The organism is Enterocloster bolteae (assembly GCF_002234575.2).
GTDB lineage: Bacteria > Bacillota > Clostridia > Lachnospirales > Lachnospiraceae > Enterocloster > Enterocloster bolteae.
Map to the genome: position 1 here is coordinate 2,240,476 of NZ_CP022464.2, position 16,766 is coordinate 2,257,241.

Sequence of the window (16,766 nt, forward strand, 5' to 3'; positions counted from 1 at the left end):
TAAAATATTTTGGAAGCCACTCACTGGAGTGAACTGCCTTTTTTGTACCTTTATTATAAGCCATTTTCAGTTCGTCTGTCAATCATGATTTTCCAGTGTTTTTTCGTATCTCCCATAGGCTATTTCCAAAACACATATCTCAAAGGCTGCCGGAATGTTTCCATGCATATTTTCATGTGTTTTAATCCTCCCCTCCCATTCCTCCCGGAGCAGCCAGCCTTTTTACATCCGTATCAAATTCATCCCCCGTCACCAGCGAAACCGTATATCTTTCATCGAATAAATCAATCAGGTTTTCCACATCCCTAAAGGTCCTCAGATAAATCTGTCCGTCACGGATATCAAATACTCCCTGCCAGCGGGGGACTGTATTGATTATCTGTATCAGTTCCTCCGCTGTCTTTTCCACCACATGGTAGTGTTTAATCCGCATCATCTTGCGGGAATATTTAGTCTGGTTCCGCTCGATATATGCCGTTAATTTTTCACAATTAGTCACCAGACGGATATCTGAAATATCAGACACCGCTTTTTTGGCTGATGCCTTGATGAAGTCATTGAACCCGAAATGTCTTTGCATCAGGCCTATATCTTTGGTGATGATTTTGTCATCCATGACGAGCAGATCTACTTTTCTTGTGATTACAAAGAGCTGTTCCGGCATTTCCACAAAACAATCAGTCTGTTCCGTATCTAATATCCGGGCAAAAAAGTGCTGGTTTTTCTTATTGGGAATGGTGGCGGGAAGTATATACTGGTAAGCCCAGATGCTGTGAACGCCCCTTCTGAAGCGGAAGAGTATTGCATCGGCCTTGTCCCTGTCATCCATGAAGAAAGGACCCATTTGCTTTTCCGGGGTATTCAGAAGTTCAAACGGCTTATAATCGTCATTCTGTTTTATGATGTAAAAAATATTCTGATTGCCCCCTGCCTGTTCCGCCATTGCATATTCAGCCTCCTCATCAAGAAACAGATCTCTGATACTCTTGACGATGGAGTTTTGGACTTTGAGCTTAAAATCATGTTCCCTGCCAGTGGGTCCCTCATAAAAAGCGAAATGCTTCATGGGGGGATCCCCGGTTTTCATCATGATAAACATATCAAACCCAAATTCATCATCCGCAAACAGTTCTGTTAATGAATTTACAATTATTTCCTTTGGCGTTTTTGGGGTAGCATGGTTCGTGCTGTGTTCTCTTTTGTTTTCCATTGTATGTTTCTCCGCTGTTTCAGTTTTTATTGTACATCAGGCAGACATCATCCGATATATATTTCCATTTCACTATTTTTTTCTCTGCAATGCCTGTTCTGCACACTGCAATCATGGTTTTATCCCGGCAGCCGTCCATGACAGGATTGAGGAAGCGGAATTTATATATCCTGTAGCCCAACAGAGTCAATATGGGGTTTTGATAATATAAATGGGTGGTCCACATCAAACGGATGACCAGCCCTAAAATACCGGTAAAAATGATGAAGCCCCTTAAGGTTTCCACATCGTCCAGCAAAAGAGGCAGCACAAAGGTCATGAAAAATGTGATTCCGGAATCCGTTATCTCTTCTTCAATCACGATTTCTTCGCCTGCATCCACAAATCCGGACATCTGCATGCTCTTAAACTGCCACATGGCGGTTATGCCGTAAAGGGAGCATGCCAGTGAAATGAATGCAGCGATAAATGGACCAAGGTATGGATGGTCCCATATCCGGTTCATGACACTGAAATTCCTCTGCATCAATTCACGGATGAAATGGCATATGGATGATATCATCCTGTAATCAAAGTATCTGATAAAAATAAAAATGAACAGCGGCAGGAAGGACTGAATGACAAGCTTCCTTTTCAGTAGTAAGTTTTGTTCCCCCATGGTTTCCTCTTGCCTCCTGTTTTTTGCATGAACATGATTCCTTACACCATATATATGTTCCATGATTACAGTCTACTATAAATCCGGGAGATGAACAAGGAAACTTTGAACCTTAATCAGGACGTTTCAAACACTTGGGCAGCGCTTTTCAGACACTTAAGCAGCACTTTTCAAACATGCTCTAGTGACAAATCACCTTGCCCTGTGTTATACTGAAATTGGAAAACATCAGCCAATTGACGGGATATGGAAGGACGACCTTTACATGCAGACATTGAATCAGGACATAAAAGACCGTACATTTAAGCCTGTATACCTTCTGTTCGGTGAAGAGGCCTTCTTAAAGAAAAGTTATAAGAGCCGTCTGAGAGAAGCCCTTACCGACGGGGATACCATGAATTATAATTATTTTGAAGGCAAAGGGATGAATGTAAACGAAATTATCGGCCTTGCGGACACCATGCCTTTTTTTGCGGAGAAGCGCCTTATACTGATGGAGGACAGCGGATTCTTTAAAGGCGGGGCAGGAGCGGACGAGCTGACGGAGTATATGGGAGGAATCCCTGAATCCACCTGTCTTGTTTTTGTGGAATCGGAAGTGGACAAGAGGAGCAGACTATATAAGGCAGTGAAGAAATACGGCTATGCGGCGGAACTGAGCCATCAGGAACCGGCCCAGCTTGCCAGATGGGCGGCAGGCATCCTGTCTAAAAACGGCAGGAAGATTACCGGCCGCACCATGGAATTCTTTCTGAGCAAGGCTGGGGATGACATGGAGAACATCAGCTCGGAGCTGGAAAAGCTTATAAGCTATACTCTGGGCCGCGAGGTGATTACGGATGAGGACGTGGAGACCATCTGCACCACCCAGGTAACCAATAAAATATTTGACATGATAACAGCCATAGCGGCACGCCAGACCCGCAAGGCCATGGACCTCTATGAGGATCTTCTGACACTGAAGGAACCGCCCATGCGCATCCTTTTTCTGATAGCAAGGCAGTTTAATCAAATCCTTCAGGTCAAGGACCTGATGGGAAAGGGGATGGATAAAAGCACCATAGCGTCCAGGCTTAAGCTTCAGCCCTTTGTGGTGGGAAAAATCATGCTGCAGGCCAAGACATTTACCAGGGAACAGATCCTGTCCTATGTGAATCTCTGTGTGGATGCAGAGGAAGGCGTTAAGACCGGAAAGCTGCAGGACCGGCTGGCGGTGGAACTGCTCATAGCAAACAAATATGAATAAAAAAAAGAGGAATGAAGGCGATGGATATGATGGAGACAATTGAACTGGAAGATTTAAAGGCTCAGGCCAGGCAGGTGCTGGAGGAGCTTATGGAGGCGGCCCGTCTGAAGCCGGGACAGATTCTGGTGGTGGGCTGTTCATCCAGCGAGATAGACAGCTTCAAGATTGGATCCCACTCAAGCGCGGAGATAGGGATGGCTGTGTATACGGCTCTTTACCAGGAACTAAAGCCAAAGGGAATCTATCTGGCTGCCCAGTGCTGCGAACATTTAAACCGTGCCCTGATTCTGGAGGCAGAGGCAGCTCAGGCTTACGGCTATGAACAGGTGAATGTGGTTCCCCAGCTAAAGGCCGGAGGTTCTTTTGCCACGGCTGCGTATGCCACTCTGGAACACCCCGTGGCAGTGGAGCACATCAAGGCCCATGCGGGAATTGATATCGGGGATACCCTCATCGGCATGCATATGAAGGACGTGGCAGTCCCTGTGCGGATAAAGACAAAAGAGATAGGAAGCGCCCATGTGGTATGCGCCAGGACCAGACCTAAGTTTATCGGCGGTATCAGAGCCCGCTACGACGAGGAGAATATGTAAGGACCGCAGCCGGTTACTGACATAGAATATGAAAATGGGATATGAGGAGGTATGGTTATGAACAGAGCAATTACAATCAGCCGCGAGTACGGCAGCGGAGGACGGGAGATTGGCGAAAAACTGGCTCGGAGATTGGGAATTCCTTTTTATGATAAGGAATTGATAGCCATGATTGCGAAAGAAGGAAATATTGAGACTTCCGTATTAGAGGCCAACGATGAGGTGGACCCGGATTTTGATAATTATTCACCGCGGCAGGTTCCGCCGGACTACCAGATTGCCATGACCCAGCGCATTTATGCGGCCCAGGCAACCGTCATCCGCAACCTGAACGACAAGGGGCCGTGCGTTATTGTGGGGCGCTGTGCAGATGCCATACTTCCGGACGCTGTTAATATCTTTGTATTCTCAGATATGGAAAACCGTATTAACCGTATCATGTCCCTGAATCCCGGACTCACCAGAGAGGAGGCCAAGGCCAGCATCCTGGCAGTGGACAAGAGGCGCAAGGCATATCATGAATATTATTCCACCACCCAGTGGGGTGATATGGATGCATATGATATCTGCCTCAACAGCGGACTGGCAGGCGTGGAAGGATGTCTGGAAGCAGCTCTGACCTATATTAAGTATGTGAAATAATAGGTTTGTGCCAATATGTAAAACCGGTATCCGGAATAAAATGTGAAAAATCCCAGGCAGGAAACGCAGGCAGCCAAAGCAGGCAGCCGCTTATCTGTCTGGGATTTTTCCCTCTTAAAGCCTTACTCTCCGCCAGGGCCGTCACGGCGCGGCCTGAAAGATTCCGGCAGGGGCTCTGCATAAGCGCCCTTGTCCTTCTTCACATGGTCCGTATCGTTGGAACAGTCCCTGTTTTCCGCTGTATCCTCATTCATGGTACGATTCATGATTCTGCCTCCTTTGGATGCTGTCAGCTTCCCTCTTTCACGATTTCATCCAGAACCTTAATCAGGTCCTGCAATGTTTCCAGGTGTACATTGCGCTCCAGAATGCAGTTTTTTAAGTCAACGGAAAGGGTTTCAAATTTGTCCCGAATTTTCGGGGAAACATAGGATGCCATATCTATCACCTCGATGATAGTATGGGCCGGAATCCTCATTTTATGCACTGTATAAAATGGGGAGTCAGAGCTGTATTTAAAGCAAAAAAATCCTCCCGGTGGGTTGGGCCGGAAGGAAGAGTGTCTGAAATTCCTTAACAATGAATATCTCTATAAATTAAGCGATGGAATTAACAGCCTTGGATAAGCGGGATACCTTGCGGGAAGCATTATTCTTGTGATATACTCCCTTGGTAGCAGCCTTGTCAATCTCAGTGGTAGCAGCCAGCAGTGCAGCCTGGGCAGCAGCCTTGTCCCCAGCAGCAACAGCAGCGTCAACCTTCTTGATTGCAGTTTTAACCTTGGATCTGATCGCCTTGTTTCTTGCAGCCTTAGTTTCGTTTACTAAGATTCTCTTCTTTGCAGATTTAATGTTAGCCAATGAAATACACCTCCGTTCTTCATATTATAATCTTTGTGTTTTCCATCAAAGCCTGGACACGGACAGTTCAATGTAAACATACTATTGTATTCTAGCTAATCTGACCCGGAATGTCAAGTCATATTTGGCGAATTTTTGAAGAAATTTGACATGACATTTGACATGGGATTTTTCTGCTGCAATCATATCCCCAATCGAAAACAGACTCTTTCAAATCCAATCATACATATTTCCGGCCATAATCGCAGAAACTGATGGGAGAATGATATGTGAGGTGGATGAATATGGAGGAAAATGCAGCTGTAAACGCTGTCAATGAGGCTGCGGCCGGTACCTTCCAGGTGAGAACGGACCTGGCGCTGGAGCAGCGTGAGAGTTCCATGGGCGAAGGAGGAGACGTATCCGGAGTCCGGCTGAAGGAATGGCATCACCAAAAGAGCGGCTTAAAACTGACAGAGGTAAAAATACTGAATGAACAGGGAGCCAAATCAATGGGAAAGCCCAGAGGTACCTACCTTACTCTGGAGGCAGACCGGCTGTCCAAGGCGGATGACGATTACCACAGTGAGATATCGGAAGAACTGGCGCATCAGATACGCAGGCTTATGGCGGAGATGATTGGGTACAGGGAGGAGGATTTGCCCTCGGTCCTGGTGGTAGGGCTGGGAAATGATTCCGTCACCCCGGATTCCCTGGGTCCCCGGGTACTGGATAACCTGCAGGTAACAAGGCATCTGGACGGACAGTACGGAAACACCTTCCTGAAAGACAGGAAACTTCCTGCTATCAGCGGCATAGCGCCCGGAGTCATGGCGCAGACCGGCATGGAGACGGCAGAGATTTTAAAGGGAATCATACATGAAACCCATCCTGACCTGATAATTGCCATTGACGCCCTGGCAGCCAGGAGCGTGCGGCGTCTGGGAACCACAATCCAGCTTACGGATACGGGAATCCACCCGGGCTCCGGGGTTGGAAATCACCGCCACAGCCTGACAAAGGAAAGCTTGGGAGTGCCGGTGATGGCCATTGGGGTTCCCACCGTGGTGGGGGCGGCGGCCATTGTTCACGATACCGTCTCCGCCCTTGTGGGGGTGCTGGCGGAAAATGAGGGTACCAGGGGAACCGGGAGCTGGATCGAGGAAATGGACCCGGACGGACAGTACCAGCTTATACGGGAGTTACTGGAGCCGGAATTCGGTCCTCTTTATGTCACTCCTCCGGACATTGACCAGTCCGTGAAGCAGTTAAGCTTTACCATATCCGAGGGCATCCATCAGGCTGTTTTTCCGTAAGGTTACGAAACAAGCAATATCCTCCACGTTCCTGCATATCATAATAATAGTATGATGACAGGTGAATGAATTGATGAGAATAAGACGTGGAGGCGTGGACCGGCTCATGCGCCGGTTTCTGACCGGCACGGTCCTTATACTGCTTATGCTCCTGTGCGGCCGGTATATCAGCCGGGCCGCCGGAAGCATAACAAAGAGTGATTACAAAGATATGATATGCGCAGGCGGTCAATGGCTGGTGGAAGCCATATGGAACCAGGCCCATCCCGCAGAAAATGCCGGGATGTCAGGCTCATGGCCGGATGCCTGGGGAAGCACCGGGGCTATCAATGACCCGGATCCTGCTTACCGTAAATACAACGCGGTTAAAACATTTTATGAAGAACACCAGTATCTTGCCTGGTACGGCAATGAGGAATCCGGCCAGCAGACACTGGAGGAACCGGGAGTCCTGGCCTCAGGGGAAGCCGCTGCGGGCGCAGGAGGAACTGCTCAGGGAGGGGAAACTGTCCGGGGCGGAGGAGCTGGCGGTGCGGGTGGTGCCAAAACAGAAAGCAGCCAGGACCTGGCAGCCGGCGCGGGAGGTACGGCATCCGGATACCAGGGGCCAAACCAGTCCCTGGAGACCATAACGGGGACACTGGAGCGCCCCATTACCGGCAATACATATGTGTTGGAACAGCTGATGGATTACGATTTCCTCATAAAACATTTTTACAGTGTCCACACCTCCACCACGGCGGGCCGTGACCTGATGAATGCCAAGGATCTGCTGAGCCGTGACATGACCATGAAGGGGGATGATTCCAAGCCCCAGATACTTATCTACCACACCCATTCCCAGGAAGCCTATAAGGATTCCGGCCCGGGACAGACCGTGGTGGGCGTGGGGGATTACCTGACCCGGCTTCTGGAAGCCAAGGGTTACAATGTATACCACGACACATCGGTTTATGACTTGAAAAACGGCCAGCTGGACCGGAGCAAGGCTTATAATTATGCCCTGGACGGAATCACCAACATACTGCAGCAGAATCCTTCCATCGAGGTGGTGTTAGATATCCACAGGGACGGGGTGGGGGAGAACCTGCATCTGGTCACCCAGGTGGACGGCAGGGATACGGCGCAGATTATGTTCTTTAACGGGCTGAGCCAGACACCGGAGGGCCCCATTGAGTACCTGCAGAATCCGTACCGGGAGGATAACCTGGCATTCAGCCTCCAGATGCAGCTGGGAGCCGCCGCCTATTATCCCGGCTTTACCCGCAAGATATACCTTAAGGGCCTCCGGTATAATGAACACCTGCGCCCCAAGTCCAGCCTGATCGAGGTGGGGGCCCAGACAAACACGTATGAGGAGGCGTTAAACGCCATGGAGCCCCTGTCAGAACTTTTGGATATGGTGTTGCAAGGAAATAGAAAAGATAGTATAATTCAGTAAGCGAACGGAAGCGTTTTCCATATGGATGTACGCAAGTTTCCGGTGAAGAAATACCACAGAAAGAGGATAAAGCATGCCAACAGTTGACCAGAGTAAAATTCGCAATTTTTGCATTATAGCACACATTGACCACGGCAAGTCCACCCTGGCTGACCGTATTATTGAGAAAACAGGACTTCTCACCAGCCGTGAGATGCAGGAGCAGGTACTGGATAATATGGACCTGGAACGGGAGAGGGGAATCACCATCAAGTCTCAGGCAGTCCGTACCGTATACAAGGCCCAGGATGGAAACGAGTACATTTTCAACCTGATAGACACGCCGGGACATGTGGATTTTAACTACGAGGTATCACGAAGCCTGGCTGCCTGCGACGGCGCCATACTGGTGGTGGACGCCTCCCAGGGAATCGAGGCCCAGACCCTGGCCAACGTATACCTGGCCCTGGATCATGACCTGGATGTGTTTCCGGTTATCAATAAAATCGACCTCCCCAGCGCGGAGCCGGAGCGGGTGGCAGCGGAAATCGAGGACGTCATTGGCCTGGATGCCAGCGACGCCCCACATATTTCAGCAAAAACAGGCGTTAATATAGAAGAAGTGCTGGAAGCCATAGTCCACAAGATACCTGCTCCCAAGGGAGATCCGCAGGCGCCTTTAAAGGCCCTTATCTTTGATTCCACCTACGATTCCTACAAGGGAGTTATTATATTCTGCCGTATCATGGAGGGTACCGTAAAAAGAGGGACCCCCATCCGTATGATGGCCACCGGATCCGAGGAGGATGTGGTGGAGGTGGGGTATTTCGGCGCAGGCCAGTTCATTCCCTGCGAGGAGCTGCGAGCCGGTATGGTAGGCTATATCACGGCCAGCATCAAGAATGTGCGGGATACCCGTGTGGGCGATACGGTGACTTCCAGGGACAACCCCTGCGCATCTCCCCTTCCCGGTTATAAAAAGGTCACTCCCATGGTATACTGCGGTCTTTATCCGGCGGATGGCGCCAAGTACAATGACTTAAGGGACGCACTGGAGAAGCTGCAGCTCAACGATGCCTCCCTGTTCTACGAGCCGGAGACATCCATTGCCCTGGGCTTTGGATTCCGCTGCGGTTTTCTGGGACTACTGCACCTGGAAATCATAGAAGAACGTCTGGAACGTGAATACAACCTGGACCTGGTGACAACGGCCCCGGGCGTTGTGTACCGGGTGCATAAAACCACGGGCGAGATGATGGAGCTGACCAATCCGTCCAACCTTCCTGATCCTACGGAAATCGAGTACATGGAGGAGCCGATTGTCAGTGCGGAAATCATGGTAACCACGGAATTTGTAGGTTCAATTATGACGCTCTGCCAGGAGCGCAGGGGCAATTACCTGGGTATGGAATATATCGAAACGACCCGCGCCCTTCTGAAATATGAGCTTCCCTTAAATGAAATCATCTATGATTTCTTCGATGCCCTTAAGTCCCGTTCCAGGGGATACGCTTCCTTTGACTATGAGTTAAAGGGGTATGAGCGTTCCAGCCTGGTGAAGCTGGACATCCTGGTGAACCGTGAAGAGGTGGATGCCCTGTCCTTTATCGTACATGCGGATTCCGCCTATGAACGGGGAAGAAAGATGTGCGAGAAGCTGAAGGATGAGATTCCAAGACATCTGTTTGAGATACCGATTCAGGCAGCTATCGGCGGCAAGATCATTGCCAGGGAAACGGTGAAGGCTGTGCGCAAGGACGTGCTGGCCAAGTGCTACGGCGGTGATATCAGCCGTAAGAGAAAACTCCTTGAGAAGCAGAAGGAGGGCAAGAAACGTATGCGCCAGATTGGAAATGTAGAGATTCCGCAGAAGGCATTTATGAGTGTGCTGAAGCTGGATGACGAATAAATAGGTGGGATAAATCATAAGATGACAAACTTACAGAGAAAGCCCCTGGAGCTGTACATCCATGTGCCCTTTTGCGCCAGGAAATGTCTTTACTGCGATTTCCTGTCCTTCAGGGCGCTGGCGTCTGTTCATGAGGCTTATACCGAACAACTGATCCGGGAAATAGAAGTCCAGGGTGCCTGCTGCCGTGAATACCAGGTTAAGACCGTGTTCATAGGAGGAGGCACTCCTTCTGTTATGGAACCATGTCTTATCAGGGATATCATGCAGGCTTTAAACCGGAATTTTGACATAGCGGGAGATGCGGAGATTACCATAGAGGTCAATCCCGGCACCCTGCTTCAGAACAAGCTTCACATCTACCGTGCGGCGGGAATCAACCGGCTGAGCATCGGCCTTCAGTCCGCGGACAACCAGGAACTTAAGGACCTGGGGAGAATCCATACCTTTGAGGAATTCCTGAAAAGCTACCAGTGCGCCCGCATGGCCGGATTCACCAACGTGAATGTGGACCTGATGAGCAGCATTCCGGGCCAGACACTGGAGAGCTGGAAGAATACCCTTAAGAAGGTGACCATGCTGAAACCGGAGCACATATCCGCATACAGCCTTATTGTGGAGGAGGGAACACCCTTCTGGGACCGTTACGGAAAGCGGGAAGGGGAGGAGACCGGCCTTAAAACAGATGATGTCTGTTTTCTGCACCCGCGGGGCGGCGGCCAAACAGAGCAGGCTCCTCTTCCCAGAAAAAGAGCGGCCCTTTATCCCGCCCTTCCGGACGAGGACACAGAGAACCGCATCTATCATTTTACCAGGACCTTTCTGGCTGAGCAGGGGTATGGCCGTTACGAGATATCCAATTACGCCAAGCCCGGCAGGGAGTGCCTGCACAACACCGGTTACTGGAGGGAAGTACCTTATCTGGGCCTGGGTCTGGGAGCATCCTCCTGCATAAACGGAACACGTTTTTCCAATGAACGGGATTTGGACACCTATCTGCACCTGGATTTTTCCGAAGAAGGCGGATCCTCAGCCCTTGCCCTTCTCAGAGGCCCTGTGGAGGAGCTGACCAGGGAAGCCCAGATGGAGGAATTCATGTTCCTGGGGCTTCGCATGACAAAGGGCATATCAGAGATAGACTTCGTATCCATGTTCGGGGTCAAAATAGAAGGCGTATACGGGCCTGTAATAGAGCGTCTCATTGGGGACGGACTTTTAAAGCGCGAGGGTGTCTGGATATCCCTGACCGAGTGGGGAATGGATGTAAGCAACTTTGTACTCAGTGAATTTCTTCTCTAAAGCGTGTCGGCAGGAACTGCTCAGACACGCTCTGAGCCAGCAAACCATTATCATTTAAACCAGGAGATTAATATGCCAGATAAACCAACCATACGTGAAACCGTAAGAAAAAAACTGGAAGAGCTGTCAGACCCGGAATACCGGGAATTCCACAGCCGGCTTCTGCCGGGAATCACCGGCATCATGGGAGTGCGCACGCCGGAACTCCGTGGTATCGCGAAAGACCTGAAAAAAAGCGGATGGCAGGAGTACATAAAAGAGGTATCGTGTGCCTGGAAGGAAAAGGGCCAGGGAGCAGACGGCGTTCTCTACGACGAAATGATAATCTGGGGGCTGTGTATCTGCGGAGGCTGCCGTGACTGGGACACGGCCGGGGAATACGTAACCGCCTTTGTCCCGGCCATCAATAACTGGGCAGTGTGCGATATATTCTGCGGCTCCCTTAAAATCACCGGCCGTTACAGGGAAGAGGTCTGGCAGTTCATCCAGCCTTATTTCCAATCCGGCAGGGAATACGACCTGCGTTTCGGAACCGTCATGCTGTTATCCCATTACACAGACCAGGACTATCTGGACCGCGCCCTAAAACTGCTGGACCGCGTCCGTCATCCGGGTTACTATGCCAAAATGGCCGTGGCCTGGGCTGTCTCCGTCTATTTCGTCAAATTCCCGGACCAGGTAATGGAATATCTGAAGCAGAGCAGCCTGGACGACTGGACCTACAATAAAGCGCTCCAGAAAATCACAGAGTCCTTCCGCGTGGACAAAGAAACAAAGAAGCTGGTGCGGCAGATGCGAAGGGGGCGCTGACACCCCCTTGTCCTCTCCAAAAACTTGTGCTACAATCAAACTGATACTCAGAAAAGTCAGTATATTTACGGATAAACCGGAGTTGTTGTCTCAACAATTGGAGAAAGGAGCATTTTTATGGGGAATCTGATTAACAGGACCATCGGGGAATTTAAGGTACAGGCGTTTTATCAGGGGAAGTTCATGGATGTGACCAGGGAGGACACCCTGGGGCACTGGTCTGTATTTTTTTTCTACCCGGCTGATTTTACCTTTGTGTGTCCCACGGAGTTAGGGGACCTGGCTGATTTTTATGAGGAATTCAAGGAAGCCGGGTGTGAAATTTACTCGGTGTCGGAGGATACCCATTTTGTCCATAAGGCATGGGCGGATGCCTCGGATACCATCAAAAAAATACAGTATCCCATGCTGGGAGACCCGGCCGGGAAGCTGGCCAGGGAGTTCGGCGTGCTGGATGAGGAAGCCGGCCAGGCATTTCGGGGAACCTTTATCCTGAATCCGGAAGGTAAGATTAAGGCGTATGAGATTCATGACATGGGAATCGGCCGGAACGCCCAGGAGCTACTGCGCAAGGTTCAGGCTGCCCGGTTTGTGGAGGAACATGGAGATCAGGTATGTCCTGCAAAGTGGAAACCGGGAGAAGAGACGCTGACACCCAGCCTGGATTTGGTGGGAATGCTGTAGGGAGGTGGATGTTACGATTGATTTAAATACGATTCCCGAAGAAAGCAGTCTGGTGGACCAGGGGCTTAAGACGCAGCTGGCCGGTATCTTCGGCAGAATGGAGAAAAGAGTGACAATCAGGGCAGTGGTGGATCTGTCCGGGGAAAAGGACCGGGAGATGGCCTCCTTTCTCAGGGCAGTCGTCTCTGTAAGTCCTAACCTTGAGCTGGAGTTATACGGACCGGATGAGGCGGACCAGGTGCCGGAACTGAATACGGCGTGGCTGCCCGTAACAGGACTGTATAAGGATGGGGCCTACGGACGGGCTGCGTTTCACGGGGTGCCGGGAGGCAGGGAAATCAACTCCTTTGTGCTGGCTGTCTATAACCTGGCAGGGCCGGGACAGGAGGTGGCGAAGGGTACCAGAAAGAAAATCCAACGGCTGGACAAGAAGACAAATATCAAGATCTGCGTGTCCCTTGCCTGCCATCACTGTCCTTTGGTAGTGACAGCCTGCCAGCAGATTGCGTTCCTGAATCCGAATATTGAGGCTGAAATGATTGACGCGGCCCTTTATGAGGACCTGGTAGCCCAATATGATATTAAGCGGGTGCCTATGATGATTCTAAATGACAGCAGGATTGTGATGGGAAGCAAGACCATAGACGAAATCGTCACCTTGTTAAAATAATAACTAAAAAATGGTAAAACTCCATTAAAAACTTGTTAAATACTAATAAAAAAAGTGCTCAAATTGATAAAAAATTGTACATTATGTGAGAAAAGAAAATCCTCTATTGAATTTGTATGTGCAATGTGCTATATTGAAAACAGATAAAGACAGACGAATAAAGTTGCTGAGATGATGAGAGCATAGTGAAACGACAGAAATGTTGATTTAGAACTATGCTCTTTTTAGTGGTGAAATTATGTGAGGGGGGATACCGATGAACCAGAAATTATATGACCTGATTGAAGCCAATCCGGTCATAGCAGCGGTGAAGGACATGGAGGGTCTTGACGCCTGCTGCCAGAGAGATGAGATTAAGGTGGTGTTCATCCTTTTTGGGGATATCTGCAATATCAGCGCCATCGTCGAACAGATTAAAGCGTCAGACAAAGTGGCCATGGTACATATTGACCTGATAACAGGACTCAGCAGCAAGGAGGTTGCTGTAGATTTCATCAGGAATAATACCAGTGCGGACGGAATCATCTCAACAAAGCCGGCCCTGATAAAACGGGCCAGAGAGCTGTCCTTGTATACCACGCTGCGGGTCTTTGTATTGGATTCCATGGCTTTTGAAAACATCGAGAAACAGATGAGCGTGGCCAGGCCCGACATCATAGAGATACTGCCGGGACTCATGCCCAAGGTGATACGCAGGGTGTGCAGACTGGTGAAGGTGCCTGTCATAGCGGGGGGACTTATATCAGACAAGGAGGACGTGATGGCCGCCCTGTCAGCCGGGGCCATATCCGTATCCACAACGAATCAGAAAGTATGGCTGATGTGAAATTAGAAACTTAAGTCCGCTCTCCTGGGGAAGGAGAATGGGTTTATGTATAAATGATACATATGGTATGTATCAGAACAACAAGAAGGAGGGTTTTTTATGGCAAAGTATGTAATGGCACTGGATTCGGGTACGACAAGCAACAGGTGTATCCTGTTCAATGAAAAGGGGGAAATGTGCAGTGTTGCTCAGAAGGAATTTACCCAGTACTTCCCGAAGCCAGGTTGGGTAGAGCATGATGCCAATGAAATCTGGTCCACACAGTTAGGCGTTGCAGTGGAGGCTATGTCCAAAATCGGGGCAACCGCAGAGGATATCGCGGCCATCGGCATCACCAACCAGCGTGAGACTACCATTGTATGGGATAAGGAGACTGGGGAGCCCGTATACCATGCAATCGTGTGGCAATGCCGCAGGACCTCCGAGTACTGCGATACACTGAAGGAGAAAGGATTGGTCGATACCTTCCGTGCCAAGACAGGACTTGTGATTGACGCTTATTTCTCAGGAACAAAGCTGAGATGGATACTTGAGAATGTGGAAGGAGTCAGGGAACGCGCAGAAAAAGGGGAGCTGCTGTTCGGAACCGTGGAGACATGGCTGATCTGGAAACTGACCAAGGGAAGAGTACATGTAACCGATTATTCCAACGCATCACGCACCATGCTGTTCAACATCAATACATTAGAGTGGGATGATGAGATTCTGGCCGAGTTAAACATTCCGAAGTGCATGCTTCCGGAAGCAAAACCATCCAGTTTCGTATACGGTGAATCCGATCCGCAGTTCTTTGGCGGCCCAATCCCCATCGGCGGGGCGGCAGGCGACCAGCAGGCAGCGCTTTTCGGCCAGACCTGTTTCAATGCGGGCGAGGCAAAGAATACATACGGAACCGGCTGCTTTATGCTGATGAACACAGGTGAGAAGCCGGTATTCTCCAAGAACGGCCTGGTTACCACCATTGCCTGGGGCCTGGACGGCAAAGTAAATTATGCTCTGGAAGGTTCCATCTTCGTTGCCGGCGCCGCCATCCAGTGGCTGAGGGACGAGATGAGGATTATAGATTCCTCGCCTGATTCCGAGTATATGGCCAAGAAGGTAAAGGACACCAACGGCTGTTATGTGGTTCCCGCCTTTACAGGACTGGGCGCCCCCCACTGGGACCAGTACGCCAGAGGCACGATTGTGGGCATCACCCGCGGCGTCAACAAGTATCACATTATCCGGGCTACGCTGGATTCCCTGTGCTATCAGACCAACGACGTGCTCCAGGCCATGAAGGCGGATTCCGGCATTGAGCTGGCAGCCCTTAAGGTGGACGGCGGAGCAAGCGCAAACAACTATCTGATGCAGACCCAGGCAGACATTATCAATGCTCCGGTGAACCGTCCGCAGTGCGTGGAGACCACTGCCATGGGCGCCGCCTATCTGGCAGGTCTGGCAGTTGGATACTGGGCAAACAAGGAAGAGGTTATCAAGAACTGGGCCATCGACCGCACCTTTACTCCGGAGATTTCAGAGGAGAAGAGGACAGAGATGGTGACCGGCTGGAACAAGGCCGTGAAATGCTCTTACGGATGGGCAAAAGAAGATTAATCAGATATGGGTATGAAACAATGTGATTCAGCATGGCTGCCCGGCCTCCGGCGCCCCTTGGCACAGGGGCCGGAGCCATGCCATACAGATAAGGGGGTTATTATATGTTACCATATATTGCAGAGTTTTTGGGGACCATGATACTGATCATCTTAGGTGACGGCGTTGTAGCAAACGTGACGCTCAACAAATCAGGCATGAAGGGGGCTGGTTCCATCCAGATTACCTTTGCATGGGGCCTTGCGGTTATGCTGCCCGCGTTCATCTTCGGCGCTGCATCCGGCGCGCATTTTAATCCGGCGCTGACCATTGCCCTGGCAGTGGATGGAAGTATGTCATGGGGACTTGTTCCCGGATACATTGTGGCACAGTTTGCCGGTGCTTTTGTGGGCGCTGTCATTGTATACCTTCTGTTTAAGGACCAGTATGACGCAACCGAGTCAGCGGCAACCAAGCTGGGGACCTTCTGTACAGGACCATCCGTTCCTAACATGGGACGCAACATTTTAAGCGAGGCAGTGGGAACATTCGTGCTTGTATTTGCAATCAAAGGCATCGGCCAGGTATCCGGCATTGCACCAGGCGTGGATAAACTGCTTGTATTTGGAATTATCGTATCCATTGGTATGTCTCTGGGCGGTCTGACAGGTTATGCCATCAATCCGGCACGTGACCTGGGACCACGTCTTGCACATGCTGTCCTGCCGATTAAGGGCAAAGGCGATTCCAACTGGGGCTATGCACCGGTTGTCATCATCGGGCCGGTTGTGGGCGCAGTAGTGGCAGCTTTACTGTATCAGGCAATTCCGTGGATGTAATGTTTAGTATGAACTGAATATTGATTGCGTGAGAACAGAGCGGAGCAAATGGGTGTGGAAACACGCCTTGTTTGCTCCGCTTTTTTAACCCTTCGGGGCTGAATGTTGGCCGCCCGGCTGGCTGTTTTAAACCAGGCCGGCGGATTTAAGATAAATGGCCGGCCCGGTGAGGGCGGCGGCAGGAAGATGCCGGGAGGAACCGGCATTTTCATAAAAAAAGAAGGAAGGGA

The 16,766-nt window shown here is 50.2% G+C and carries 18 protein-coding genes; 13 read left to right on the forward strand and 5 right to left on the reverse strand.

Going from position 1 to position 16,766, the window contains the following annotated elements; translation table 11 throughout:
- Positions 1–181: 181 nt before the first annotated feature.
- Together CGC65_RS10495 and CGC65_RS31550 are read right to left on the reverse strand one after the other, a co-directional pair.
- Complete coding sequence (locus CGC65_RS10495) at positions 182–1,210, reverse strand: DUF4868 domain-containing protein (RefSeq protein ID WP_002569431.1); 1,029 nt, start codon at positions 1,208–1,210, stop codon at positions 182–184.
- 19 nt (positions 1,211–1,229) lie between these two features.
- Entirely contained in the window at positions 1,230–1,868 is a 639-nt protein-coding gene (locus CGC65_RS31550; RefSeq protein ID WP_002569430.1) for a hypothetical protein, read from the reverse strand.
- A 265-nt stretch (positions 1,869–2,133) separates the two neighbouring features.
- Here CGC65_RS31550 and holA point away from each other — a divergent pair, with 265 nt between their 5' ends.
- From holA to CGC65_RS10515, 3 genes are read left to right on the forward strand one after another with little or no spacing between them, the layout of a single operon-like run.
- The gene (holA, locus tag CGC65_RS10505) at positions 2,134–3,114 is read left to right on the forward strand and encodes a DNA polymerase III subunit delta (protein WP_002569429.1); all 981 of its coding nucleotides are present in this window, start codon (positions 2,134–2,136) and stop codon (positions 3,112–3,114) included.
- 20 nt (positions 3,115–3,134) lie between these two features.
- Positions 3,135–3,707: a TIGR01440 family protein gene (locus CGC65_RS10510; protein ID WP_002569428.1), complete on the forward strand. Its 573-nt coding sequence runs from the start codon at positions 3,135–3,137 to the stop codon at positions 3,705–3,707.
- A 57-nt stretch (positions 3,708–3,764) separates the two neighbouring features.
- The gene (locus CGC65_RS10515; RefSeq protein WP_002569427.1) at positions 3,765–4,349 is read left to right on the forward strand and encodes a cytidylate kinase-like family protein; all 585 of its coding nucleotides are present in this window, start codon (positions 3,765–3,767) and stop codon (positions 4,347–4,349) included.
- Between the two features lie 122 nt (positions 4,350–4,471).
- On the opposite strand, the gene CGC65_RS31285 is transcribed toward CGC65_RS10515, so the two are convergent.
- The 3 genes from CGC65_RS31285 to rpsT form a co-directional block, all read right to left on the reverse strand.
- On the reverse strand, positions 4,472–4,615 hold the full coding sequence (locus CGC65_RS31285) for a hypothetical protein (protein WP_002569426.1): 144 nt from the start codon (positions 4,613–4,615) through the stop codon (positions 4,472–4,474).
- 23 nt (positions 4,616–4,638) lie between these two features.
- A complete protein-coding gene (locus CGC65_RS10520) occupies positions 4,639–4,788 on the reverse strand; it encodes a hypothetical protein (protein ID WP_002569425.1) in 150 nt (49 codons plus the stop codon).
- A 157-nt stretch (positions 4,789–4,945) separates the two neighbouring features.
- On the reverse strand, positions 4,946–5,209 hold the full coding sequence (gene rpsT, locus CGC65_RS10525; protein ID WP_002569424.1) for a 30S ribosomal protein S20: 264 nt from the start codon (positions 5,207–5,209) through the stop codon (positions 4,946–4,948).
- A gap of 284 nt (positions 5,210–5,493) precedes the next feature.
- Here rpsT and gpr point away from each other — a divergent pair, with 284 nt between their 5' ends.
- From gpr to CGC65_RS10575, 10 genes are all read left to right on the forward strand, one after another.
- The gene (gene gpr, locus CGC65_RS10530) at positions 5,494–6,504 is read left to right on the forward strand and encodes a GPR endopeptidase (protein WP_002569423.1); all 1,011 of its coding nucleotides are present in this window, start codon (positions 5,494–5,496) and stop codon (positions 6,502–6,504) included.
- A gap of 73 nt (positions 6,505–6,577) precedes the next feature.
- Complete coding sequence (locus CGC65_RS10535) at positions 6,578–7,945, forward strand: stage II sporulation protein P (protein WP_007037749.1); 1,368 nt, start codon at positions 6,578–6,580, stop codon at positions 7,943–7,945.
- A gap of 73 nt (positions 7,946–8,018) precedes the next feature.
- Positions 8,019–9,833 carry a translation elongation factor 4 gene (lepA, locus tag CGC65_RS10540; protein WP_002569421.1) on the forward strand — a complete coding sequence of 605 codons (1,815 nt, stop codon included), beginning with the start codon at positions 8,019–8,021 and terminating at the stop codon, positions 9,831–9,833.
- 21 nt (positions 9,834–9,854) lie between these two features.
- A complete protein-coding gene (locus tag CGC65_RS10545; protein WP_002569420.1) occupies positions 9,855–11,132 on the forward strand; it encodes a coproporphyrinogen-III oxidase family protein in 1,278 nt (425 codons plus the stop codon).
- Positions 11,133–11,204: 72 nt separating this feature from the next.
- Positions 11,205–11,942 (forward strand): DNA alkylation repair protein, encoded by a 738-nt coding sequence (locus CGC65_RS10550; RefSeq protein ID WP_002569419.1) that lies wholly within the window; start codon positions 11,205–11,207, stop codon positions 11,940–11,942.
- Between the two features lie 117 nt (positions 11,943–12,059).
- A complete protein-coding gene (ahpC, locus tag CGC65_RS10555) occupies positions 12,060–12,626 on the forward strand; it encodes an alkyl hydroperoxide reductase subunit C (protein WP_002569418.1) in 567 nt (188 codons plus the stop codon).
- A gap of 4 nt (positions 12,627–12,630) precedes the next feature.
- The gene (locus tag CGC65_RS10560; protein WP_002569417.1) at positions 12,631–13,296 is read left to right on the forward strand and encodes a thioredoxin family protein; all 666 of its coding nucleotides are present in this window, start codon (positions 12,631–12,633) and stop codon (positions 13,294–13,296) included.
- 256 nt (positions 13,297–13,552) lie between these two features.
- The gene (locus CGC65_RS10565; RefSeq protein ID WP_002569416.1) at positions 13,553–14,122 is read left to right on the forward strand and encodes a glycerol-3-phosphate responsive antiterminator; all 570 of its coding nucleotides are present in this window, start codon (positions 13,553–13,555) and stop codon (positions 14,120–14,122) included.
- Between the two features lie 99 nt (positions 14,123–14,221).
- The gene (gene glpK / locus CGC65_RS10570; protein ID WP_002569415.1) at positions 14,222–15,718 is read left to right on the forward strand and encodes a glycerol kinase GlpK; all 1,497 of its coding nucleotides are present in this window, start codon (positions 14,222–14,224) and stop codon (positions 15,716–15,718) included.
- 104 nt (positions 15,719–15,822) lie between these two features.
- Positions 15,823–16,536: an MIP/aquaporin family protein gene (locus CGC65_RS10575; protein WP_002569414.1), complete on the forward strand. Its 714-nt coding sequence runs from the start codon at positions 15,823–15,825 to the stop codon at positions 16,534–16,536.
- The last annotated feature ends 230 nt before the right edge of the window (positions 16,537–16,766 follow it).

What these genes read in the sequence shown, in the direction of transcription:
- CGC65_RS10495 (WP_002569431.1), bottom strand. Translation starts at nt 1,210, where the DNA reads ATGGAAAACAAAAGAGAACACAGCACGAACCATGCTACCCCAAAAACG.
- CGC65_RS31550 (WP_002569430.1), bottom strand. Translation starts at nt 1,868, where the DNA reads ATGGGGGAACAAAACTTACTACTGAAAAGGAAGCTTGTCATTCAGTCC.
- holA (WP_002569429.1), top strand. Translation starts at nt 2,134, where the DNA reads ATGCAGACATTGAATCAGGACATAAAAGACCGTACATTTAAGCCTGTA.
- CGC65_RS10510 (WP_002569428.1), top strand. Translation starts at nt 3,135, where the DNA reads ATGGATATGATGGAGACAATTGAACTGGAAGATTTAAAGGCTCAGGCC.
- CGC65_RS10515 (WP_002569427.1), top strand. Translation starts at nt 3,765, where the DNA reads ATGAACAGAGCAATTACAATCAGCCGCGAGTACGGCAGCGGAGGACGG.
- CGC65_RS31285 (WP_002569426.1), bottom strand. Translation starts at nt 4,615, where the DNA reads ATGAATCGTACCATGAATGAGGATACAGCGGAAAACAGGGACTGTTCC.
- CGC65_RS10520 (WP_002569425.1), bottom strand. Translation starts at nt 4,788, where the DNA reads ATGGCATCCTATGTTTCCCCGAAAATTCGGGACAAATTTGAAACCCTT.
- gpr (WP_002569423.1), top strand. Translation starts at nt 5,494, where the DNA reads ATGGAGGAAAATGCAGCTGTAAACGCTGTCAATGAGGCTGCGGCCGGT.
- CGC65_RS10535 (WP_007037749.1), top strand. Translation starts at nt 6,578, where the DNA reads ATGAGAATAAGACGTGGAGGCGTGGACCGGCTCATGCGCCGGTTTCTG.
- lepA (WP_002569421.1), top strand. Translation starts at nt 8,019, where the DNA reads ATGCCAACAGTTGACCAGAGTAAAATTCGCAATTTTTGCATTATAGCA.
- CGC65_RS10545 (WP_002569420.1), top strand. Translation starts at nt 9,855, where the DNA reads ATGACAAACTTACAGAGAAAGCCCCTGGAGCTGTACATCCATGTGCCC.
- CGC65_RS10550 (WP_002569419.1), top strand. Translation starts at nt 11,205, where the DNA reads ATGCCAGATAAACCAACCATACGTGAAACCGTAAGAAAAAAACTGGAA.
- ahpC (WP_002569418.1), top strand. Translation starts at nt 12,060, where the DNA reads ATGGGGAATCTGATTAACAGGACCATCGGGGAATTTAAGGTACAGGCG.
- CGC65_RS10565 (WP_002569416.1), top strand. Translation starts at nt 13,553, where the DNA reads ATGAACCAGAAATTATATGACCTGATTGAAGCCAATCCGGTCATAGCA.
- glpK (WP_002569415.1), top strand. Translation starts at nt 14,222, where the DNA reads ATGGCAAAGTATGTAATGGCACTGGATTCGGGTACGACAAGCAACAGG.
- CGC65_RS10575 (WP_002569414.1), top strand. Translation starts at nt 15,823, where the DNA reads ATGTTACCATATATTGCAGAGTTTTTGGGGACCATGATACTGATCATC.